The sequence below is a fragment of the Streptomyces sp. NPDC001292 genome, assembly GCF_042896465.1.
GTDB lineage: Bacteria > Actinomycetota > Actinomycetes > Streptomycetales > Streptomycetaceae > Streptomyces.
This window is the reverse complement of the sequence record NZ_JBIAXG010000003.1, coordinates 1-22,325: the sequence shown is the minus strand read 5'-3', so window position 1 is coordinate 22,325 and position 22,325 is coordinate 1. Positions and strand designations below refer to the sequence as shown.

18 protein-coding genes and 1 rRNA gene are annotated in these 22,325 nt (G+C 73.4%); 5 read left to right on the top strand and 14 right to left on the bottom strand.

Annotation, left to right across the window (positions count from 1 at the left end; translation table 11 throughout):
• Positions 1 to 133: 133 nt before the first annotated feature.
• The 3 genes from ACFY4A_RS04925 to ACFY4A_RS04915 form a co-directional block, all read right to left on the bottom strand.
• Positions 134 to 2,221 (bottom strand): tetratricopeptide repeat protein, encoded by a 2,088-nt coding sequence (locus ACFY4A_RS04925; protein ID WP_390827973.1) that lies wholly within the window; start codon positions 2,219 to 2,221, stop codon positions 134 to 136.
• A gap of 161 nt (positions 2,222 to 2,382) precedes the next feature.
• Positions 2,383 to 3,009, bottom strand: a complete 627-nt coding sequence (locus ACFY4A_RS04920) for an NUDIX domain-containing protein (protein ID WP_390827972.1) — start codon at positions 3,007 to 3,009, stop codon at positions 2,383 to 2,385.
• A gap of 87 nt (positions 3,010 to 3,096) precedes the next feature.
• The gene (locus tag ACFY4A_RS04915) at positions 3,097 to 4,764 is read right to left on the bottom strand and encodes a CTP synthase (RefSeq protein WP_390827971.1); all 1,668 of its coding nucleotides are present in this window, start codon (positions 4,762 to 4,764) and stop codon (positions 3,097 to 3,099) included.
• Between the two features lie 515 nt (positions 4,765 to 5,279).
• On the opposite strand from ACFY4A_RS04915, the gene ACFY4A_RS04910 reads away from it, so the two are divergent.
• Complete coding sequence (locus tag ACFY4A_RS04910; RefSeq protein ID WP_390828261.1) at positions 5,280 to 7,082, top strand: glycoside hydrolase family 15 protein; 1,803 nt, start codon at positions 5,280 to 5,282, stop codon at positions 7,080 to 7,082.
• A gap of 116 nt (positions 7,083 to 7,198) precedes the next feature.
• Complete coding sequence (locus ACFY4A_RS04905; protein WP_390827970.1) at positions 7,199 to 8,866, top strand: PucR family transcriptional regulator; 1,668 nt, start codon at positions 7,199 to 7,201, stop codon at positions 8,864 to 8,866.
• 3 nt (positions 8,867 to 8,869) lie between these two features.
• Here ACFY4A_RS04905 and ACFY4A_RS04900 read toward each other — a convergent pair whose 3' ends face one another.
• The 5 genes from ACFY4A_RS04900 to ACFY4A_RS04880 all read right to left on the bottom strand — a co-directional run bounded on the left by ACFY4A_RS04900 (position 8,870) and on the right by ACFY4A_RS04880 (position 14,360).
• Positions 8,870 to 10,000: a glycosyltransferase family 4 protein gene (locus ACFY4A_RS04900; protein ID WP_390827969.1), complete on the bottom strand. Its 1,131-nt coding sequence runs from the start codon at positions 9,998 to 10,000 to the stop codon at positions 8,870 to 8,872.
• Positions 10,001 to 10,431: 431 nt separating this feature from the next.
• Positions 10,432 to 12,183, bottom strand: coding sequence for a DNA repair protein RecN (gene recN, locus ACFY4A_RS04895; protein ID WP_390827968.1), 1,752 nt, complete (start codon positions 12,181 to 12,183; stop codon positions 10,432 to 10,434).
• A gap of 122 nt (positions 12,184 to 12,305) precedes the next feature.
• On the bottom strand, positions 12,306 to 13,205 hold the full coding sequence (locus ACFY4A_RS04890) for an NAD kinase (protein WP_390827967.1): 900 nt from the start codon (positions 13,203 to 13,205) through the stop codon (positions 12,306 to 12,308).
• Entirely contained in the window at positions 13,202 to 14,017 is an 816-nt protein-coding gene (locus tag ACFY4A_RS04885; protein ID WP_390827966.1) for a TlyA family RNA methyltransferase, read from the bottom strand. The genes ACFY4A_RS04890 and ACFY4A_RS04885 overlap by 4 nt, the downstream gene beginning before the upstream one ends.
• Before the next feature lie 7 nt (positions 14,018 to 14,024).
• Positions 14,025 to 14,360, bottom strand: coding sequence for a hypothetical protein (locus tag ACFY4A_RS04880; protein WP_390827965.1), 336 nt, complete (start codon positions 14,358 to 14,360; stop codon positions 14,025 to 14,027).
• Between the two features lie 42 nt (positions 14,361 to 14,402).
• Here ACFY4A_RS04880 and ACFY4A_RS04875 point away from each other — a divergent pair, with 42 nt between their 5' ends.
• The gene (locus ACFY4A_RS04875) at positions 14,403 to 14,750 is read left to right on the top strand and encodes a sterol-binding protein (RefSeq protein WP_390827964.1); all 348 of its coding nucleotides are present in this window, start codon (positions 14,403 to 14,405) and stop codon (positions 14,748 to 14,750) included.
• Here the strand turns inward: ACFY4A_RS04875 and ACFY4A_RS04870 are convergent.
• Genes ACFY4A_RS04870 through ACFY4A_RS04855 form a run of 4 tightly spaced genes read right to left on the bottom strand, consistent with a single transcriptional unit; the run spans position 14,734 to position 18,827 of the window.
• Positions 14,734 to 15,618 (bottom strand): ABC transporter ATP-binding protein, encoded by an 885-nt coding sequence (locus ACFY4A_RS04870; RefSeq protein ID WP_390827963.1) that lies wholly within the window; start codon positions 15,616 to 15,618, stop codon positions 14,734 to 14,736. The two genes, ACFY4A_RS04875 and ACFY4A_RS04870, sit on opposite strands and share 17 nt — an antisense overlap.
• Positions 15,615 to 16,703, bottom strand: coding sequence for a FecCD family ABC transporter permease (locus ACFY4A_RS04865; protein ID WP_390827962.1), 1,089 nt, complete (start codon positions 16,701 to 16,703; stop codon positions 15,615 to 15,617). The genes ACFY4A_RS04870 and ACFY4A_RS04865 overlap by 4 nt, the downstream gene beginning before the upstream one ends.
• Entirely contained in the window at positions 16,700 to 17,743 is a 1,044-nt protein-coding gene (locus ACFY4A_RS04860) for a FecCD family ABC transporter permease (protein ID WP_390827961.1), read from the bottom strand. Before ACFY4A_RS04860 ends, ACFY4A_RS04865 begins: the two co-directional genes overlap by 4 nt.
• Before the next feature lie 58 nt (positions 17,744 to 17,801).
• Complete coding sequence (locus tag ACFY4A_RS04855) at positions 17,802 to 18,827, bottom strand: HAD-IIA family hydrolase (protein ID WP_390827960.1); 1,026 nt, start codon at positions 18,825 to 18,827, stop codon at positions 17,802 to 17,804.
• Positions 18,828 to 18,899: 72 nt separating this feature from the next.
• On the opposite strand from ACFY4A_RS04855, the gene ACFY4A_RS04850 reads away from it, so the two are divergent.
• Positions 18,900 to 20,192, top strand: a complete 1,293-nt coding sequence (locus ACFY4A_RS04850; RefSeq protein WP_390827959.1) for a DUF1015 domain-containing protein — start codon at positions 18,900 to 18,902, stop codon at positions 20,190 to 20,192.
• 65 nt (positions 20,193 to 20,257) lie between these two features.
• On the opposite strand, the gene ACFY4A_RS04845 is transcribed toward ACFY4A_RS04850, so the two are convergent.
• On the bottom strand, positions 20,258 to 21,007 hold the full coding sequence (locus ACFY4A_RS04845; protein WP_390828260.1) for a hypothetical protein: 750 nt from the start codon (positions 21,005 to 21,007) through the stop codon (positions 20,258 to 20,260).
• Between the two features lie 216 nt (positions 21,008 to 21,223).
• Here ACFY4A_RS04845 and ACFY4A_RS04840 point away from each other — a divergent pair, with 216 nt between their 5' ends.
• Positions 21,224 to 22,153 carry a hypothetical protein gene (locus ACFY4A_RS04840; RefSeq protein ID WP_390828275.1) on the top strand — a complete coding sequence of 310 codons (930 nt, stop codon included), beginning with the start codon at positions 21,224 to 21,226 and terminating at the stop codon, positions 22,151 to 22,153.
• A 79-nt stretch (positions 22,154 to 22,232) separates the two neighbouring features.
• On the opposite strand, the gene rrf is transcribed toward ACFY4A_RS04840, so the two are convergent.
• Positions 22,233 to 22,325: ribosomal RNA gene (rrf, locus tag ACFY4A_RS04835) — 5S ribosomal RNA — on the bottom strand; the annotation flags it as partial.

The following is a 22,325-nucleotide window of genomic DNA, read 5'->3' as shown; positions in this document are numbered from 1 at the left end:
TCCTTGGCTCAGAGAATGTGGGGCAATATCAGACGTACCCCGGCATGCGGGGGCATACCAGGCGACACCGCAGGAGAACGAGCGGCAGAACCAGTCTAATGAAGGCCGTCTGTCTGTCTAGCCTTTCATTGCATCAATCTTCAGTGGGTGCACTACGGATTTCGCAGGCATCGGCGTCTTCTTCCGTCAAGGGTCCCTCCGGGCCGCCGTCCTCGGCCGCAGGGACCTCGTCGCCGAGCAGGCGCCGGGCCGTTCCGCGGTGCAGGGCCGCCGTGGTCGCATCGCCCAGCCGCTCCAGGGTGTCGGCGAGCCGCAGCTGGAGCGCCGCCTGGAGCCGTACGTCCTCGGCGCGGCGGGCCCACTCGACCGCCTCCTGGCAGGTGCGCAGGCAGTCCTCGGGCCGCCCGGCGTACTCCTGGACGCGCGCCAGCTCGCTCAACGCCCGTGCGTGGGCGGCGACATCGCCCGCCTTGCGGTGCACGGCGGCGGCCGCCCGCCAGTTGCGCAGGGCCTCGCCGTAGCGGCCCGTGTAGGTGTGCGCGGTGGCGATGCGGCCGTAGAGGCGGGCGGCGTCCTCGCGCTCCTCGCGCGCGAGCCGCTGCGCCAGGGCCCGGCCGAACCAGTCGGCAGCCCGGTCGTAGTCCCCGAGCTCCTGGTGGGCGCTGCCTACGGATTCCATGGCGCGGCTGATCGCATATGGGTCGTCGGCCTCCCGTCCGGCGTCCAGCGCGGCCCGGTAGCGGGCCAGCGCCCCCGCCGTACGCCCGGTGCGGGCGTCCAGGTCGGCGAGGTTCAGCAGGGCGGCGGCCTTCTCCCGGGGCAGCCCGCGCCGCTCGGCCACGTCCAGGACGAGCCGGTGGATGCCGTAGAGGTCGGCGGCGGCGGCCTGGGTGCCGATGTGCGCCACCATGGCACGCACCAACTGGGACATCAAGCGGCGGGCCAGGGTGTCCAGTTCGCCGTCGGCGACGGCGAGCCGGGCCGCGGCGAGCAGGGCGGGCCTGCGGGCGCGCAGCCACTTCTCGGCGGCCCGCGGAGTGGCGAAGCGCAGCCCGGGAGGCAGGCTCCTCAGCTTCTCCCTGGTCTCGGGGCTGTCGGTCTCGGTGATCGCCCGGCAGGACTGGAGCAGCCGCACGGTCCGCTCCAGCATCCGGGCGCGGGCGAGCCGTAGCTCGGCGGGTCGGTCCTGGCGCTCGGCGAGCTCCGTCAGCAGCGGGTGCAGGCAGCCGGGGACCTCGTAGCACGGCAGCGGCGAGGGGACGGCGCGCAGCACGCCCAGCTCGGCGAAGTCGTCGAGGAAGCCGCGGGCGGCCTCGACCGAGCAGCCGGCGAGCGCGGAGGCGGTCTGCGGGTCGACGTCACCGGCCGGGGCGAGGGAGAGCAGGCGCAGCAGCCGGGCGGCCGGGCCCGGCAGGGTGCCGTGCACGAACCGCAGCACCCGGGCGAGGACGGAGCCCTCGTCGGGGTCGGCGCGCAAGTGCTTGGCGAGGTCGGCGACGGCCGCCTGGGGGTGGGCGGCGAGCCAGCCGCCGGCCAGGGTCAGCGCCGCGGGCTGGCCCTGGCAGACCTCGACCAGGCTCTCGGCGGCGCGCGGGTCGACGGTGATGCGCACCGGGTCGATGCGCTGCGCCAGCAGCTCCACGCCGGACTTGGTGTCCAGGCCGCCCAGGGTGCACGGGCGGACGTCGGCGATCCCGGTGAGCGGGCCCCGGGAGACGGCGACGAGCAGGCAGTCGGCGTTCTCCGGCAGCAGCGCGTCGACCTGGTCCGCGCCGGCCGCGTCGTCGAGCAGGAGCAGCGCCCGGCGCCCGGCGAGCGCGGTGCGCAGGGCCTCGGTCAGGTCGTCCTCGGCGGCGCCGGGCGGGGTCGGCAGATCGAGGGCGGTGAGCAGGTCACGGGCGACGGCCTCGACCGGCACGGGGGTGCCGTCGGGCTCGGAGAGCCCCGCGCGCAGCACACCGCCGGGGTAACGCTGCGCGACCTGCTCCACCAGCTGCTCGGCGAGCGCCGTACGGCCGGAGCCGGGCCTGCCCGCGATCAGCAGTACACGCGCGCGTGGCTCCTTGCGGCCGGCCAGGGTGTCGAGGCCGGCCCGCTCGATGTCGGCGCACAGCTCCTTCAACTCCCATGTGCGGCCCAGGAAGAGGCTCTTCACGGCCGCGGGGGACCGATCCCCGCCGGACAGGTTCACGCCGCCTGCGTCCACCGCCTGATCCGTCACGGGCCACACTCCCGTCCCACCGCACGTGCAAGCCCGCCGGGACTCCGGTCCGGGCGCTTCCAGAGCCTAGTTCACGCTCTGCGACGTACCGTGCGGAGCAGGGCGGACACGTCGCCCGATCGGATCAGGCGATGGTCACACCGCGCGGGTCGGTGGTGCGTTCAGGACGCGAAGGGGCGCGCCGGCCAGGGCGCCTCGGCCGGGCGCAGCGCGTCCAGCCCCTCCCCCTGGCGCGCGGCGACCAGCGACAGGACGCCCACCACCAGGCAGTTGTTGTGCAGTTCGCCCGCGAGCACACCCCGGACCAGTTCGTCCACCGGCATCCGCGCGTGCTCCATGTCGGTCTCCTCGTGCTCCGCCGCGAAGCGCTCGCCGACCGCCTCGGACAGGCCCCGGGCGAGGAAGATCCGCACGGCCTCGTCGCAGCCGCCCGGGGTGGTGTAGACGTCGGTCAGCACCCGCCAGTCCTCGGCCTTGACGTGGGCCTCCTCGTACAGCTCGCGCTGGGCGGCGTGCAGCGGGTTCTCGCCGGGCACGTCGAGCAGGCCCGCCGGGATCTCCCACAGCCGCTGCCGCACCGGGTGGCGGTACTGGCGGATCAGCAGCACCCGGTCCTCCTCGTCGAGGGCGAGGACGGCCACGGAACCCGGATGCACCTGGTAGTCCCGGGTGACCACGGAGCCGTCGGGCATGACCACGTCGTCGGTGCGGATCGAGGTCTTGCCACCGACGAACGGGGTGCTGGTGGCCCGGATCTCCCAGTCCTCCGGGATGTCCTTGATCGTCATGCCCCTGACCTTTCCGACGTGCGCAAACAGAAGCGGGGGTGCGCACCTTCGACGGTACGCACCCCCGCAACCGTACAACCGGGTGTGCTACTTGGAATTCTTCCGCTCGACGGCGGCCTTCACCAGGCCCGCGAACAGCGGGTGCGGACGCGTCGGGCGCGAGCGCAGCTCCGGGTGCGCCTGGGTGGCGACCAGGTAGGGATGGACCTCGCGCGGGTACTCCACGTACTCGACGAGCTTGCCGTCCGGGGAGGTGCCGGAGAAGACGATGCCCGCCTTCTTCTCCAGCTCGGCGCGGTAGGCGTTGTTCACCTCGTAGCGGTGGCGGTGGCGCTCCTCGACGTACTCCTTGCCGTCATAGACCTCGCGCACGATCGAGCCCTCGGCCAGCTTCGCCGGGTACATGCCGAGCCGCATGGTGCCGCCCATGTCGCCCTCGCCGGCGACGATGTCCAGCTGCTCGGCCATGGTGGAGATCACCGGGTGGCCGGTGGCCGGGTCGAACTCGGTGGAGTTGGCGTCCGCGACACCGGCGAGGTTGCGGGCGGCCTCGATCACGATGCACTGCAGGCCCAGGCACAGGCCCAGCAGCGGGATCCCGTTCTCGCGGGCGTAGCGGATGGCGCCGACCTTGCCGAGCACGCCGCGGTCGCCGAAGCCGCCCGGGATGCAGATGCCGTCGACGCCGGCGAGTTGCTGCTCGGCGCCGGCCGCGGTCTTGCAGTCGTCGGAGGTGACCCACTTGATCTTCACCCGGGCCTTGTTGGCGAAGCCGCCCGCGCGCAGCGCCTCGGTCACCGACAGGTAGGCGTCGGGCAGGTCGATGTACTTGCCGACCAGGGCCAGGGTGATCTCGTGGTCGGGATTGTGGACGCGGTCCAGCAGGTCGTCCCAGGTCGTCCAGTCCACGTCGCGGAAGGGCAGGTCCAGCTTGCGCACGACGTAGGCGTCCAGGCCCTCGGCGTGCACGACCTTCGGGATGTCGTAGATCGACCGGGCGTCGGGGCAGGCGACCACGGCCGCCTCGTCGACGTCGCACATCAGGGAGATCTTGCGCTTGATCGCGGTGGGCACCTCGCGGTCGCAGCGCAGCACGATCGCGTCCGGCTGGATACCGATGTTGCGCAGCGCGGCGACCGAGTGCTGGGTCGGCTTGGTCTTCAGCTCCCCGGAGGGACCGATGTAGGGAAGCAGGGAGATGTGCACGACGAAGACGTTGTCCCGGCCGACCTCGTGGCGGACCTGGCGGACGGTCTCCAGGAACGGCAGCGACTCGATGTCGCCGACCGTGCCGCCGACCTCGGTGATGACGACGTCCACCTCGTCGGTGGCCATGCGCCGGATGCGGTGCTTGATCTCGTTGGTGATGTGCGGGATGACCTGCACCGTGTCGCCCAGGTACTCGCCGCGCCGCTCCTTGGCGATGACCGTGGAGTACACCTGGCCGGTGGTGACGTTGGCGGAGCCGTCCAGGTCGCGGTCGAGGAAGCGCTCGTAGTGGCCGATGTCCAGGTCGGTCTCGGCGCCGTCGTTGGTGACGAACACCTCACCGTGCTGGAAGGGGTTCATCGTGCCCGGGTCGACGTTGAGGTACGGGTCGAGCTTCTGCATCACGACGCGCAGGCCCCGGGCCTTCAGCAGCATGCCCAGGCTGGAGGCGGTGAGGCCCTTGCCGAGCGAGGAGGCGACACCCCCGGTGACGAAGATGTGCTTGGTCGTCGTGGCTGTGCTGTTTCGGAAAGCAGCGGGCGGCATGGCCAAGAGGGGGCTCCCGTGGTCGCGGTCTGTCGTGCGGTACGGCTGGCCGGTCCGGGGAACCCGGGTGTCCGGCTGAGGCGCCGTCGCTGCGGTTCGGGGGTTTCGAGCCCACCGGTCCACGGGCTACCAGGGTATCAGCGCCTGACGGGCGTGGCTCCCGGCCACGCTCCGCGCACGCCCCGACACGTGCGCGTACCACTCACAGGTCCCTCACCCATGGCTCACTCGTTCGGCGCACCCGGGTTGCCCGGAGCGGCACGCAGATCATCTACGTGCGTCGTATCCTGCTCGGACACTCGCTGAGGAGCCCGGCCGGCAACACGGCACCACCCCCGTCCGTATGACCCGGAACAACAAGAGCTCGTCAGTTCGTTGAGAAAGGGTTGTCGTTCTGCCCCCGCGGCCGACCGGCGGTTCCCCCACCGCTCGACGACGCATTACAACCACCCCTTGACCGCACTAGCGACAGCCCCTTCGCGGGGTGTGACGTGGCCGTTCGACTGGAGTTGCACGTGGCCGGGCGCATCGAAGACTACGCACTCATCGGAGACATGCAGACCGCTGCCCTGGTCTGCCGGGACGGGACGGTCGACTGGCTGTGCCTGCCCCGCTTCGACTCGCATGCCATCTTCGCCGGCCTGCTGGGTACCGAGGAGCACGGTTTCTGGCGGATCGGCCCGGCGTCCGCGGCCGGAACACAGCCGCCCGCGGCGGCCCGGCGCAGCTACCGCGGCGACTCGCTGATCCTGGAATCCGAGTGGGACACCCCGCGCGGCACGGTCCGCGTGACCGATTTCATGCCCCCGCGCGACGGCGCCCCGCAGGTGATCCGCATCGTGGAGGGCGTCACCGGCCGGGTGCCGATGCGCTCGACGCTGCGCATGCGCTTCTCCTACGGCCGGGTCGTGCCGTGGGTGCACCGGCACGAGGGGCGCACGGTGGCGGTGGCGGGTCCGGACTCCGTGTGGTTCGACACATCGGTGAAGACCTACGGCAAGTCGCTGACCACGTACGCGGACTTCACCGTCGCTCCCGGTGACCGGATCGCGTTCACGATCTCCTGGCAGCCCTCGCACAAGGAGCCGCCGCCGCTGCCGGAGCCGGAGCAGTCGCTGGAGGCGACGGAGGAGTTCTGGCGCGAGTGGGTCGGGCACTGCACGTACCACGGCCCCTACCGCGAGGCCGTGGTCCGCAGCCTGATCACGCTCAAGGCCCTGACCTACGCCCCGACCGGCGGCATCGTGGCGGCCCCCACCACCTCCCTGCCGGAGGACATCGGTGGTGTGCGCAACTGGGACTACCGCTACACGTGGCTGCGCGACGCGGCGATCACCCTGTCCTCGCTGCTGCGCACCGGCTACCGCGAGGAGGCCCGCGCCTGGCGCGAGTGGCTGCTGCGGGCCGTCGCCGGCGATCCGGACAACCTTCAGATCATGTACGGCATCGCTGGCGAGCGCGAGCTCGGCGAGGCGGAGCTGGACTGGCTGCCCGGCTACGAGAACTCCGCGCCCGTCCGGGTGGGCAACGGCGCCGCGCACCAGCTCCAGCTGGACGTCTACGGCGAGGTCACCGAGGCACTGCACCTGGGCCACATGACCGGCCTGGCCCGCAACGACTACGCCTCCCTGCTCCAGCTCAAGCTGATCCAGTACCTGGAGAAGCACTGGCAGGAGCCGGACGAGGGCATCTGGGAGGTGCGCGGGCCGCGCCGCCACTTCGTGCACTCCAAGGTCATGGCGTGGGTCGCCGTCGACCGCACCATCAAGCTCATCGAGTCCGGTGAGGCGGACGGCCCGCTGGAGCGCTGGAAGGTGCTGCGCGACGACATCCACCGCGAGGTGTGCGAGAAGGGTTACGACAAGGAGCGCAACACGTTCACGCAGTCCTACGGCTCGCAGGAGCTGGACGCGTCCTTGCTGCTCATCCCGCAGATGGGCTTCCTGCCGCCGGACGACAAGCGGGTCATCGGCACCATCGAGGCGATCCAGCGCGAGCTGTCCACCGCGGACGGGTTCATCCTGCGCTACCCGACCGACGGCGACCACGCGGGCGTCGACGGCCTGCCCGGCGACGAGGGCGCCTTCCTCGCCTGCTCCTTCTGGATGGCCGACGACCTGGCGATGATCGGCCGCGTGGACGAGGCGCGCAAGCTCTTCGACAAGCTCCTGTCGCTCCGCAACGACCTGGGCCTCCTCGCCGAGGAGTGGGACCCCCGCCGCCAGCGCCAGGTGGGCAACTTCCCCCAGGCCTTCAGCCATGTGCCGCTGATCGACACGGCCCTGCGCCTGACGGCGAGCGGCGCCTACGGAGGCTGACCCGGCGCCGGGCGGGCGAGCGCGCCCGCCCGGTGGTCACCCCAGCTCACGGTGGCCGGACCGCTCCGGCCACCCGACGCTGCCGCCACGTCGCGGGCACGGGTAGCGTCCGCTTCATGGACCGCAGATTCGACACCGAGGGCACCGGCATCACCGTCCGGCGCGCCCTCGAACTGCCCGGCCTCCGCAGCGGCCTCCCCGAGGTACTCGCCGGCGCCGACAAGCTGACCCGCACCGTCCGCTGGGTGCACGCCGGCGAGGTCCCCAACATCGCCTCCCTCCTCAAGGGCGGCGAACTCCTGCTGACCACCGGCTACGGCCTCGGCACCCGCCCCGCGGACCAGCGCGCCTTCGTGCGCACCCTCGCCGACCGCGGCATCGCGGCCCTGGTGGTGGAGCTGGGCCCGCGCTTCACCCGCCTGCCCGCCGCCCTCGTCGAGACCGCACGGGCCGCCGGACTCCCCCTCGTCCAGCTGCACCGCGAGGTGCCGTTCGTGGCGGTCACCGAGGAGATCCACACGGAGATCGTCAACGGCCACTACGCGCTGCTCCAGCAGGCCGAGGAGGTGCACCGCCGCTGCACTCAGGCACTGCTCGGCGGCGGCGGAGTGCCGCAGGTGCTCGGCATCCTGGCCGACTTCGCGGGCAATCCGGTCTTCCTGGAGACCCCGGACGGGCAGTTGCTGTACGCGGCCGGCTCCGGCCCGGAGGGCGCCGATCCGCTTCAGGTGTGGGAAGGACTGCGCGGCCAGCGCAAGGACGCCGCGCCGCCGGCCGGTTCGGTCGTCGTGGACGTGCCCGGCGGCGGCCCCGGCACCGGCTCGGTGCGCGCCCGGCTCGTGCTGCTGCCGGTCCGCTCGCCGCTGGCCCCGGTGCACCGCATGGCCGCCGAGCGGGCGGCGGGCCTCCTGGCCGTGGTGCTGATGCAGGCCCGCCAGGAGGAGGAGCTGGCGGCGCGCGGCCGCGGCGACTTCCTCACCGACCTCGCCGAGGGGCGTATCGCCGCCGAGGACGCACCCGCGCAGGCCCGGGTCCTCGGTTTCAAACCTGGCAACAGCCCGCTGCTGCCCGTGGTGATGCGGCTCGGCGACGCACTCGCGTCCGCCGGGGGCACCGCCCGGCCGAGCGCGGTCGCCAGCGGCGGGGGCTGGGCCGTGCTGGCCCGCGCGGTCGCCGAGGAACTGGCCTCGGTGGGCGTGCCCGTGCTGCTGGGCGTGCGGCCGGTCGAGGGGCGGGTGCCGCTGCTGGTCGGGCTGCGCTCGGAGGCGGAGCGGCCCACCGTCGCGGACCGGGTCGCGGCGGCGCTGCGGGCGGGTGTCGAGCGGGCCGGGATGCGGCGGCCGGGCGGGCAGCCGGAGGTGGTGGTGGTCGGTGTGGCGGGCGGCTGGGCGGCCGCCTCGGCGGGCCTGCGGCACGCGGCCGAGGCGGCGACGGCTGCGCAGGGACTGCCGGACCGGCCCTGGTACGACGCCCGCCGCCTCGACATCGACCTGCTGCTGTGGCGGCTGCGCGACCATCCCGACCTGGCGGCCTTCGTGGACCGTGCGATCGGCCCGCTGCGGGACCACGACCGGCGCTCGAAGCCGCCGCTGCTGCCCACCCTTCAGACGTATCTGGCGCACGCGGGCCGCAAGGCGGAGACCGCCCGCGAGCTGCACCTGAACCGGCAGACGCTCTACAACCGCCTGGCCCGGATCGGGGAGTTGCTGGGCACCGACCTCGACGATCCGCAGACCGTCCTGGCCCTGAGCCTGGCCCTGCGGGCCCGCCGGCACGTGCCCTGAGCGTCAGGTCAGCGGCCGCGGCCGGGTCAACTCGTCGTAGACGCTGAGCACCTGGGCGACCGTGTCGTCCTCGGTGGGCCAGGTGGCGGCCTGCCGGGTGCCCGAGTCCCGCAGCGCCTCGCGGCGTTCGGGGTCGCCGAGCAGCCGTATGACGGCACCGGTGAACGCCTCCACGTCCTGGTCCGGTACCAGTTCGGCCGCGTCGCCCACGAGTTCGGGGATGCCGCCGGTCCGCGCCGCGACGAGCGGCACCCGCGCGTGCAGCGCCTCCTGGGCGAGGACGGAGCGGGCCTCCCAGCTCCTGGGCAGCAGCGCCAGGTCGGCGGCGGCGAGCAGCTCGCCGACGTCGTCGCGCCGCCCGAGCAGCCGGACCGGCAGCTCCTCGTCCTCGATCCGCCGCTGGAGCTCCGTACGCAGTGGCCCCTCTCCCGCGACGACGAGCAACGGCACGGGTTCCAGCAGGCGCCAGGCACGGGCCGCGTCCAGCAGCAGTTCATGGCCGCGACCCGGGTCCAGGGAGGCGACGGTGATGAGCAACGGCCGGTCGGTGGCGCCGAGTTCGGCCCGCACCTTGGAGCGCGGACGGTCCGGGTGCTCGTATCCGGCGGCCGGCCGGGGCACCGCGACGGCGGCGAGCCGGGCGTCCCGCGCGCCGCTGCCGCGGGCCCGGTCGACGAGTTCGGAGGTGGTGCCGAGCACGACGGTGGCGGCCTTGACCACACGGCGCTCCAGCAGCCGCAGCAGGTGCGCGCGAGCCCCTTCGGCGTGCGCGTGGTTGTGCCAGGTGACCACCAGGGGCGTGCTGCGGCCGCTGAGCGCCAGCACCGCGCGGAAGGAGGCGTGCAGCCCGTGCGCGTGCACCAGGTCGGCGTTCGCGCAGACCGTGCGCAGCGCGGCCACGGACACCGGGTCACTGCTGCGCGGCACGTGCACGTGCTGGGCGCCGACTCCGGTGAACGAGTAGGCGCGGTCGGCCTCGGCGGGGGCGCACACCGTCACCCGCACGCCCCGGGCGACCAGCCCCGCGGCCAGCGACCGCACGTGCGCGCTGCTGCCGGCGCTGCCTCCGCCCAGCACCTGCACGGTGCGCAGCGTCGACTGACCGTGCGATACGTGGCTGCTCACGGGGCTCACGCGGCCGGGGCTCCTGGTTCGGCGTCGGGCGGACACGGGGAAACGTACTGAAGGTATCGAGCCGGGGGACAAAGCCGCACGTGCTGTCCCGGCGTACTGCCCCCGGCGTCCAAGGATGCCAGTACGTACGAGTGTTCCGGGTCGGCACGGGGTGCCGGGCGCCTGCGGGGACGGTACGCCGGCTTGACCCCGGATCACTCACAGGAGTGAAACCAACGGGTCGGTACCGCGCTCTGCACGCTCGGCTGCCTCGGCCTTCGCCGGCCCGGCCCACGGCCCGACGGACCGCCCCGCGTGACTCTTCCGTGCCCGGCACTCGCGCCCGGCCGGCGTCGCGGCGCGAAGTCCGGCGGGGCCGGGCCGGGCGGGAGTGGCGGGCTGGGTGCGCGAGGTGGCGGCACGGACGATCATCCCGTCACCCTACGCGCTTCCTAGACGTCCGCCCGGGCCGCGGCGAGCAGTTCCTCGGCGTGTGCCCGGGCCGTCTGCGAGTCCTCCTGGCCGGCCAGCATCCGGGACAGCTCCCGGACGCGGTCCTCGCCCTCGAGCACCTTCACGCCCGACCGGGTCACCGAGCCGTCGTTGGTCTTCTCCACCAGCAGTTGCCGGTCGGCGAAGGCGGCCACCTGGGGCAGGTGGGTGACGACGACGACCTGCGCGCGCTTCGCCAGCCGGGCCAGGCGCCGCCCGATCTCCACGGCCGCCTTGCCGCCGACGCCCGCGTCGACCTCGTCGAACAGATACGTCGGCACCGGATCCGTCCCGGCGAAGACGACCTCGACGGCCAGCATCACGCGCGACAGCTCACCGCCGGAGGCGCCCTTGGCGATCGGCCGGGGCGGCGCCCCGGGATGCGGGGCGAGGAGCAGTTCGACCTCGTCGGCGCCGGTCGGCCCGCAGGCGACCGTACGGCCGCCGACCTCGACGCCCTCGGGGTCCTCGGCCTGCCGGATGTCGAACGACACGCGCGCGTGCGGCATGGCCAGCGAGGCCAGTTCGGCCGTCACGGCGGCGGCGAACCGCTCCGCGGCCTCCGTGCGGGCGTCCGTCAACGCCTGGGCCAGACCGCCCAGTTCGGTGCGCAGCGCGTCCCGCTCCGCGGTCAGCTCCCCGATCCGCTCGTCGTCGCCGTCCAGCTCGGTGAGGCGGGCGGCGCTCCGCTCGGCCCAGGCGAGCACGGCGGCGACGCCCTTCTCGTACTCGCCGTACTTGCGGGTCAGCGCGCCGAGCGCGGCCCGCCGCTCCTCCACCGCCGCCAGCCGCAGCGGATCGGCGTCCAGGTCGTCGGCGTACCCCGCCAGCTCCCCGGCCACGTCGCCGAGCAGGATGCCGATCTCGCCGATGCGGTCGGCGAGCGCGGCCAGGGCCGGATCGTGCGACCGCACGGCCTCCAGGGCCCGCTGGGCGCCCGCGACGAGGGTGGCCGCGTCGATGCCCTCGGGGTCCTCCGGATTGCCCGCGAGAGCGGCGTGCGCGGCCGTCGCGGCGGAGGACAGCGCCTCGGCGTGGCCGAGCCGCTCCGCCTCCTCGGCCAGCTCGGTGTCCTCCCCGGCCCGTGGTTCGACCCCGGCGATCTCGTCGAGGCCGTAGCGCAGCATGTCGGCCTCCCGGGCCCGCTCACGCGCACGCGTGGTGATCTCGTCCAGCTCCGCGGTCACCACGCGGAGCCGGCGGTAGGCCTCGGCGTACTTGGCCAGCGGCACGGCGACGGCGTCGCCCGCGTACCGGTCGAGCGCCTGCCGCTGCCGGGACAGCTTGAGCAGCCCCTGCTGGTCGGTCTGCCCGTGCACGGCCACCAGTTCGTCGGCGAGTTCGGCGAGCAGCCCCACCGGTACGCTCCGCCCGCCCAGGTGCGCCCGGGAGCGGCCCTCGGCGGAGACGGTACGGCTGATCAGCAGCGCCCCGTCGTCGAACTCGGCGCCGGCCTCCTCGGCCCGTACGGCGGCGGAGGCGTCCGCGGGTACGGTGACCCGGCCCTCCACGACCGCCTTCCCTGCGCCGATCCGCACCAGCGCCGGATCCGCGCGTCCGCCCAGCAGCAGTCCCAGACTGGTGACCACCATGGTCTTGCCCGCACCCGTCTCACCGGTGACGGCGGTGAACCCCGGCGACAGCTCGACGACCGCGTCGTCAATCACTCCGAGTGACCGTATCCGCATCTCCTCCAACACGACCACGACCATACGAGGTTTTGGTCGCGTTGTGCGACGCCGCCCCAACACGAAGCCGCCCCATCCCTGGAGCCGCCCCACCCGTGGAGGGGGCAGGCCGTCACCGGTGTCCCTAACCTCTCGGGGCAATACACCTAGTGCGGCGCCCCGCGCCACCCCGAGACCGGCAGCGCGAACTTGGCGACCAGGCGGTCCGTGAACGACGCGTGGTGCAGGCGGGCCAGCCGGACCGGTACCGCCCCGCGGCGTACCTCCACGCGCGCGCCCGGCGGCAGTTCGACCGTGCGCCGCCCGTCGCACCACAGCACACCCGGCGGAACGTGCGGCAGCACCTCGACGGCCAGGACGGAGTCGGGCGACGTCACCAGCGGCTTGGCGAACAGCGCGTGCGCGGAGATCGGCACCATCAGCAGCGCCTCGACCTCCGGCCACACCACGGGCCCGCCGGCGGAGAAGGCGTACGCGGTGGACCCGGTGGGGGTGGCGCAGACGATGCCGTCGCAGCCGAACCCGGTCACCGGGCGCCCGTCGATCTCGAGCACGATCTCCAGCATCCGCTCGGCGGACACCTTCTGCACGGCCGCCTCGTTCAGCGCCCAGTCGGTGTGCACGATGTCCCCGTTGCGATGCACGACCACGTCGACGGTCATGCGCTCCTCGACCTCGTACGCCTTGCTGACCACCCGGTCGACGACCTTGTCGAGGTCGTCCCGCTCGGCCTCGGCGAGGAACCCGACCCGCCCGAGGTTGACCCCGAGCATCGGCACCCCCGAGGCGCGGGCGAACTCCGCGCCGCGCAGCAGCGTGCCGTCACCGCCCAGCACGATGAGCAGCTCGCACCCGTCGAGACACCGCGGGGTGGCCTCCTTGACGAGCTCCACCTCGTCCGGCAGCGGCAGGTCGCGTGCCTCCGCCTCCAGGACGCGTACGCCGATGCCGGACCGCAACAGCCCCTTGACCACGAGCTCGGCACTGCGGATGGCGGCCGGCCGCCCGGTGTGGGCCAGCAGGAAAACGGTTCGAGTCTGTGTCAACGCGGCCCCTCCGCCACTGCGCGGTCAACATCGGCCGGGTCCAGGGCGGGCGCCCCGGCACGCAGCCACAGAAAGTATTCGACGTTCCCGGAGGGCCCGGGCAGCGGACTGGCCGTGACGCCTTCGACCCCCAGCCCCAGTTCCCACGCCTTCCCGGCCACGCTCCGCACGGCCTCCGCCCGCAACTGCGGACTGCGTACGACACCCCCGCTGCCCAGCCGCTCCTTCCCCACCTCGAACTGCGGCTTGACCATCATCACCAGGTCGGCGTCCGGCTTCGCGCACCGCACCAGGGCGGGCAGCACCAGACCGAGCGGGATGAAGGACAGATCCCCCACGACAAGGTCCACAGGCTCCCCATCGATCGCTTCGAGCGTCAACTCGCGTACGTTCGTACGGTCCTTGACGGTGACGCGTTCATCGCTCTGCAGAGACCAGGCGAGTTGTCCGTATCCGACGTCGACGGCGACGACGTGTGCGGCGCCCGCGCGCAGCAGCACGTCGGTGAAGCCTCCGGTGGACGCGCCGGCGTCCAGTGCCCGCCGACCCTCGACGGCCAGCCCCCGCGGCACGAAGGCCTTCAGCGCGCCGGCCAGCTTGTGCCCGCCCCGGGAGACGTAGTCGGGGTCGCTGTCGTCGGCGGCGACGACGATGGCGGCGGCGGTCTCCACCTGTGTGGCGGACTTGGTCGCGACGGTCTTGCCGACGGTGACCCGCCCGGCGGCGATCAGCTGGCCGGCGTGCTCGCGCGAGCGTGCGAGCTTCCGGCGGACCAGCTCCGCGTCGAGACGGCGGCGTGCGACTCCTGCCACGTTCGGTTCAGCTCCTGTGTCGGTACGGCGGTGACTGCGCGGGGGGCGCCGGAGGTCCCGGACGGGCGTCGAGCGCGATGAGCGCGTCGCGCAGCCCCCCGTGTACATCCTCGTACACCTCGAGGTGTCCGTCCGTGGCGAGGTGGTCGGCGTCGCCGAGCCGTTCCAGGGCCGCGTCGACGCGGGCGTCGCCGGTGGGGGTGCGGGGCACTAGCAGCGGGGCGGGGGCGGCGGGGTCGTGCTCGCCGGTCGCGTCGGCCGCCTCGCCGCCGGGCCGTGAAGCCTCCCCCTCGGGATCCACCGCTTCCTCCCGGACCTCCGTCCCGGTCACAGAGTCGCTCATGCCCAGACGCTACCGCGAAGCCCTGGGGTAACGTCGGTGGTGATGGCAACGATCGAGGAGTGCCGCAGCGCACTCGAAAGACTCTCCGACACCATGGCGGAAGCGGAAGGGGGCGTCCGCGAGGCGGCGGCCCTGGACCGCTCGGTGAGCTGCCACATCAAGGATCTCGACGTCACCTTCCTGGGCCGTCTCGTCGACGGCCGGATAGAGGTGCGGGACACCGTTAAGGGCCCGCCGCCCAAGAAGACCGAGATCCGGCTCGCCATGACCGGCGACGACCTGGTCGCGCTGGTCGGCGGGGAGCTGGCGTTCGCCAAGGCCTGGGGGTCGGGGCGGGTGAAGCTCCAGGCGAGCCTGTTCGACCTGATGCGGCTCACGAAGCTTCTGTAGCGGCCGGGCCGGCGGCCGTGGCGTGCGCCGCCACGCGCGCGCGGGCCGCACGCGCCGCGGGCACCACCAGCGGCGTGCCGGTCTCCGGGTCGTCGATGACCTGGCAGCGCAGTCCGAACACCTCCTCCACCAGCTCGGCGGTGACGACGTCGTTCGGCGCGCCCTGGGCGATGACCCGGCCGCCGCGCAGGGCGACGAGGTGGGTGGCGTAGCGGGCGGCGTGGTTGAGGTCGTGCAGCACGGCGACGAGCGTGCGCCCCTGCTCCTCGTGCAGTTCGGCGCACAGGTCGAGGACGTCGATCTGGTGCTGGATGTCCAGGTACGTCGTCGGCTCGTCGAGTAGCAGCAGCGGCGTCTGCTGGGCCAGGGCCATGGCGATCCACACGCGCTGCCGCTGGCCGCCCGACAGCTCGTCGACGTACCGCTCGGCGAGCTGGGCGACCCCGGTCCGCTCCATGGACTCGCGCACGACCCGCTCGTCCTCGGCGGACCACTGGCGCAGGATCCCCTGGTGCGGGTAGCGGCCGCGGCCCACGAGGTCGGCGACGGTGATCCCGTCGGGCGCGATCGAGGACTGCGGCAGCAGGCCGAGCGTCCGGGCGACCTTCTTGGCGGGCATCGACTGGATGGCCTGTCCGTCGAGCAGCACCCGGCCCCGGCTGGGCTTGAGCATCCGCGACAGCGCCCGCAGCAGCGTGGACTTGCCGCACGCGTTGGGGCCGACGATCACCGTGAAGGAGTCGTCGGGTATCTCCACCGACAGCTGCTCGGCGATGACGCGCTGGTCGTAGGCGAGGGTGACGTTGTCGGCGGACAGGCGGTTCACGGTGCTCCTTCGGTTGCTCACTGCGTTGCTGCGGGCGCTCATATCCGCCCGGCCCTTCGCTCGGTGACCAGCAGCCACAGCAGGTAGACCCCGCCGAGCACGCCGGTGACCACACCGACCGGCAGCTTGTCGGCGCCGAAGGCCCGCTGCGCGGCCAGGTCGGCGGTGACCAGCAGGGCGGCGCCCATGCACAGGGAGGGCACCAGGTTGGGGCCCGGGGTGGGGGCACCTCCCGCGCCGTTCAGGCAGCGGGGGAGGGTCAGGCGCCGGGCGAGCTGCGGCGCGGTCAGAGCCACGAAGCTCACGGGGCCGGCGGCCGCGGTGGCGGCGGCGACCAGCAGGACGGCACAGCCCATCAGCAGCAGCCGTACGCGTTCGACACGCACCCCGAGGGCGTAGGAGACGTCGTCGCCCATCTCCAGCATCCGCAGGGCGCGCGCGTTGGCGAGGACAACCGGGAGGACCGCGGCGCACAGGGCGGCCAGCGGCCCGACCTGCGTCCAGTCGCGCCCGTTCAGCGAACCGGTCATCCATACCACCGCGCGGGCCGCGTCCACGAAGTCGGCCTTGGTGATCAGGTAGCCGTTGACGGCGGTGACCACCGCGGAGACGCCGATGCCGACCAGGACCAGCCGGTACCCGTGCACGCCCTGCTTCCAGGCCAGCAGGTAGATGGCCGCGCCGGTGACCAGGCCGCCCACGAGCGCGCCCAGGGTGACCGCGGTGGCGCCGCCCGAGAACAGGACGATGACGGTGAGCGCGCCGGCGGCCGCGCCCTGGGAGAGGCCGAGCACGTCCGGGCTGCCCAGCGGATTGCGGGAGACGGACTGGAACAGCGCGCCGCCGACGCCGAGACAGGCGCCGACCAGGAGCCCGACGAGGACGCGCGGCAGCCGCAGTTCGCGGACGACGAACTCCTGTCCCTGACCGCCCTGGCCGACGAGCGTCCGCAGCACGTCGGAGGCCGGGATCGGGAAGTCTCCGGTGCCGATCAGCACGACGCTCGCCGTGAGCGCGGCCAGCACCAGCAGGGCGACGACCGCGCACGTGCGGCCGTCCAGGCGCAGGGACAGCCCGCCCGGGGTGCGCAGGGCCCGTACGGGGCGGGCGGTGCGGGTGGTCTTCACAGCTGGGCCGTCCTTCGCCGCCGTACGAGCAGGATGAATACCGGGCCGCCGATGAGCGCGGTGACGACGCCGACCTGGAGCTCGGCGGGCCGGGCGACGATCCGTCCTACGACGTCGGCGCCGAGCAGCAGCACGGGGGACAGGACCGTGGCGTAGGGCAGGACCCAGCGCAGGTCGGGCCCGGTGAAGGAACGCACGACGTGCGGGACCATCAGCCCGACGAAGACGATCGGCCCGCAGGCGGCGGTCGCGGCCCCGCACAGCACGGTCGCGGCGAGCATGGCGAGCGCCCGGGTGCGGTTCAGGTCGGTGCCCAGGGCGCGGGCGGTGTCGTCGCCCATGGCCATGGCGTTGAGCGGCCGGGCCAGCAGCAGGGCGACGACCGTGCCGGCCGCGAAGAACGGGAGCACCTGGGTGACGGTCGCCGCCGTGGCGGAGGCGAGCGAACCCACGGTCCAGAACCGCATCCTGCCCAGCGCAGCCCCGTCCATGATCATCACGGCCTGGACGTAACCGTACAGCGCGGCCCCGATCGCGGTGCCGGCGAGCGCGAGGCGTACGGGCGTGGCGCCCCGGCTGCCGCCGAGGAACCACACCAGGGCGCCCACGGCCGCGGCGCCGAGGAAGGCGAACCAGACGTAGCCGCTCATGCTGGTCACGCCCAGGAAGGTGATGGCGGTGACGACTGCGGCGGACGCGCCCGCGTTGAGGCCGAGGATGCCCGGATCGGCCAGCGGGTTGCGGGTCAGCGCCTGGAGCACGGCCCCGGCCAGCCCGAGCGCCGATCCGGCGAGCAGGCCGAGGACGGTACGGGACAGCCGCTCGCCGACCACGACGTCGCCGTACGTCCCCGAGTCCTGGAACAGGCCGTGCCAGACCTGGGCCAGGGACAGCTCCTTCGCTCCGATCGCGATGCTCGCCAGGGCGACGAGCAGCAGGAGCACGACGGAGACGAGGAGCCCAACGGCTCGCAGGCCTCGGCGGGTTGGGGGCGCGGCGGCGGCCGCCGCGCGCTCTTCGGGGGGACTGTCGACCAACACGAGGTTAGGTTAGCCTACCCTCTCCAGCGGTTCGACGGTTCCCGATGTTCCACCGGATTCACAGCCCCAGCCGGGCCAGCGCCTTCCCCCCGTCCAGCGCGCACGCGTTCTCGCCGCCCGCCGTCCACGCGGCCGCGCACAGCGCGCGGAGCCCGTCCAGTGCCTCCCCGTCGCCGTGCAGCTCAAGGCTGGTGTTCGCCGTCGCCGTCCACCCACCGCACCGGAAACCGTCACCCTCACGAGTGATTCCCGGCTGCCCGGTGAGCAGCCCGCGCAGATCCGCGTCGACATACGTCGGCCGGTGCTGAGGGGGCGCGGCGAGCAGCCGCGCGCCGTCGGTCACCCCGGTCAGGACGAGCAGCGAGTCGACCCCGCCGTTGAACGCGCCCTCGATGTCGGTGTCCAGCCGGTCCCCGACCACCAGCGGCCGCTCGGCGCCGGTGCGCAGGATCGTCTCGCGGTGCATGGGCGGCAGCGGCTTGCCCGCCACCTGCGGCTCCGCGCCCGTGGCGATCCGGACGACCTCGACCGCCGCGCCGTTGCCCGGCGCGATCCCGCGTGCGCTCGGAATCGTCAGATCGGTGTTGGAGGCGAACCAGGGCACCCCGCGCGCGATGGCGTAGCACGCCTCCGCGAAACGCCCCCACGGCAGTCCCGGACCGCCGTAGCCCTGCACCACCGCCGCCGGGTCGTCGTCGGCCGACTCCACTGGTTCCAGCCCGCGCTCGCGCAGCGCCGTGCGCAGCCCCTCACCGCCGATCACCAGCACGCGCGCCCCCTGCGGCACCTGGTCCGCGATCAGCCGCGCCACCGCCTGCGCGGAGGTGACCACATCGGCCGCCTCCGCCCGTATGCCCAGCTCGGTGAGGTGCGCGGCCACGGCGGCGGGGGTGCGCAGGGCGTTGTTGGTGACGTACGCCAGATGCATCCCGCCCGCGCGGGCGGTGCCCAGCGAGTCGACCGCGTGCGCGATCGCGTGGCCGCCCGCGTAGACCACCCCGTCCAGGTCGAGCAGGGCCGTGTCGTACGCCTCGCTCAGGGCCTGTGCACTGCCCTCGGGCCTCGTCCTGACGCCCTGCCTCATTCCGCATCTCTCCTCATGACACCCGTTTTCCCCGATCATCCCCCACCCCACTGACACACGTACGATGCCGGGATGAACACAGCAGGTCCCCCACCGGCGACAACGCGCCCGGGCCTCGAACTCACCCCGTTCCGCGGCCTGCGCTACGACCCCGACCGGGTCGGCAGCCTGGCCGCTGTGACGTCTCCGCCGTACGACGTCGTCGTTCGGCCCGACGGCCTGCACCACCTCCAGTCGGCCGATCCGTACAACATCGTCCGGCTGATTCTGCCGCAGGCCGGCACGCCCAGTGCCCGCAACAAGCAGGCGGCGGAAACCCTGCGCCGCTGGCTCTCCGAGGGCGTCCTGGCCGCCGACCCGGAACCGGCCCTGTACGTCTACGAGCAGCGCGACGGCGACGGCATGCTGCAACGTGGACTGATCGGCGCGCTGCGCGTGTCGGAGCCGGCGGAGGGCGTGGTGCTGCCGCACGAGGACGTCATGCCGCACGTGGTCGCCGACCGCGCCGCCCTGATGCGCGCGACCAGCGCCAATCTCGAACCGCTGCTGCTCACCTACCGCGGCGACGGCTCGACCGCCGCCACCACCATGATCATCGAACGCGTCGCCGAACGGCCGCCGCTGCTGTCGACGACCACCGAGGACGGCTTCAGCCACCGCCTGTGGGCGATCACCGACCCGGCCGACCTCGCGCGCGTCCAGGAGGACCTGGCCCGGCACCAAGCCCTGATCGCCGACGGGCATCACCGCTGGGCGACCTACCGCCGGCTGCGCGCCGAACACCCCTCCCCCAGCGCCTGGGACTACGGTCTGGTCCTCCTCGTCGACACGGCCCGCTACCCGCTCCGGGTACGCGCCATCCACCGCCTGCTGCACGGCCTGCCGGTCGCCGACGCGTTGTCCGCCCTGGACGGCCTGTTCCGCGTACGGCGTCTGGACATGCCCCTGGCGGACGCGCTGGAGGCGCTCGCGGACGCGGCCTGCGAGGGCAACGCCTTCCTGTTCGCCGGCGACGGCGCCTTCCATCTCGTGGACCGCCCGGACCCTGCCCTGCTGGCCCGCACGATCCCGGCGGAGCACCCCGCCGCCTGGCGCACCCTCGACGCGACCGTCCTGCACGCCACGCTCCTCGAGCACGTCTGGCACGTCCCCGAGGACTCCCCGGCCCACATCGCCTACATCCACGACACGGTCGCCACCGTGGAGAAGGCCGAACGCGACGGCGGTACGGCCGTCCTGATGCACCCGGTCCGCGAGGAGGTCGTCCGCGACCTGGCCCGCCAGGGTGTCACGATGCCCCGCAAGTCGACGTCGTTCGGCCCCAAGCCGGCGTCGGGACTGGTACTGAGGGCCCTGGACCTCTGAAACGGCGAAGGGCGGGCCCCGGATGTCGGGGCCCGCCCTCTGCCAGTGACGGCTGGCGGTGTCCGTCAGTCCTGGCCGGCCGCTTCGGCGTTGCCGCTCCCGCCCGTCTGGCCGCTCTCGCCGTTGTCGTCGCTCTCGTCGAGGGCGTCGGTGAACTCCACGCCGTCCAGTTCGGCCAGCCGGTCGGAAGCGTCGGTGCTGCCGTCCCGGTCGGCCTCGACGGCCTTGGCGAACCACTCCCGTGCCTCGGACTCCCGGCCGACGGCGAGCAGCGCGTCGGCGTAGGCGTACCGCAGCCGCGCGGTCCACGCCTGGACCGAGCCGGCGGCCAGTTCGGGGCTCTGCAGCGTCACGATGGCCGCATCCAGCTGACCCATGTCGCGCCGGGCGCCGGCCGCGACGAGCCGCATCTCCACCTGCCCGGCCTTGTCGAGCTTGTGCACCTCTGGCGCCCCGGCCATGTCCAGCGCCTTCTCGGGCCGTCCGAGACCGCGCTCGCAGTCGGCCATGACGGGCCACAGGTCCACGTTCCCGGTCATCCGTCGGGCGGCCCGGAACTCGGCGAGCGCCTCGCCGTACTTCTGATTCGCGTACGCGGCGAACCCGGCCGCCTCCCGTACGGCGGCGACACGGGACGCCAGCCGCAGCGCCACCCTGGAGTAGCCGTAGGCGGCCTCGGGGTCCTCGTCGATGAGCCGAGCGACCATCACCAGGTTCTTGGCGACGTCCTCGGCAAGCGTCTTGGGCAGGCTCTGCAGTTCCTGCCGTACGTCCTTGTCGATCTCCTCGCCGGTGACATCCTCCGGGATCGGCAGCCGCTTGATCGGCTCACGGTCCCGGTCCCGGTCGTCGCGGAAACGTTCGCCGCCGCGCCGGTCGTCACGGCCTCGGAAACCACCCGGGCGTCCGCCCCGGTCGTCGCGACGCGGGCCGCGCCCACCACGGTCGTCACGGCCACGGAAGCCGCCGCGGTCGTCGCGGCGGTCGCCCCGCTCGAAGTCACGGCGGTCATCGCGACGGTCGTCCCTCCGGTGGTCCCGGCGGTCGTCGCGGCGGTAGGTGGGGCGGTCGCCCTCGCGGCGGAAGCCGCGGTCGAAGTCGCGGCGGTCATCACGGCGGTCGTCACGGCGGTCGTCACGGCGGTCGTCACGGCGGTCGTCCCGGCGGTCGTCCCGGCGGTCGTCGCGACGGTAGGCGGGGCGGTCGCCCTCGCGGCGGAAGTCGCGGCGGTCATCACGGCGGTCGTCCCGGCGGTCGTCGCGACGGTAAGCGGGGCGGTCGCCCTCGCGGCGGAAGCCGCGGTCACGGTCGTCACGACGGCCGTAGCTCCCACGGTCACCTTCTCGCCGGTCGTCGCGGCGGAAGCCGCCACGATCCCCGCGCTCGCCCCGATCGGACCGCTCGCCCCGCTCGGGCCTGTCGTCACGACGGAAACCACCACGGTCGTCACGCCGTCCGTAACCACGGTCGTCGTCACGACGGCCGTAGCCACCGCGGTCGTCGCGGCGCTCGCCGCGCTCGAAGTCGCGGCGGTCGTCGCGGCGCTCGCCCCGATCGTCACGGCGCTCGCCGCGCTCGAAGTCGCGGCGGTCGTCCCGGCGGTCGTCGCGACGGTAGGCGGGGCGGTCGCCCTCGCGGCGGAAGCCGCGGTCACGGTCGTCACGACGGCCGTAGCTCCCACGGTCACCTTCTCGCCGGTCGTCGCGGCGGAAGCCGCCACGATCCCCGCGCTCGCCCCGATCGGACCGCTCGCCCCGCTCGGGCCTGTCGTCACGACGGAAACCACCACGGTCGTCACGCCGTCCGTAACCACGGTCGTCGTCACGCCGTCCGTAGCCACCGCGGTCGTCACCACGGCGCGGTCCTCCACGGTACCCGCCACGGTCACCGCGGTCACCACCGTCCCGGCGGCGCTGATCGCGCTCCGGGCGCTCGTCGGGAGAGTTGGCGGACATCGGTGACTCCTGTCTTCTGTACGGGAAAAGCGAAAGGACCCCTGGTCCCAGCTGAACGCTGGTGACCAGGGGTCCTCCAAAGATTGTTCGGCGGCGTCCTACTCTCCCACAGGGTCCCCCCTGCAGTACCATCGGCGCTGTAAGGCTTAGCTTCCGGGTTCGGAATGTAACCGGGCGT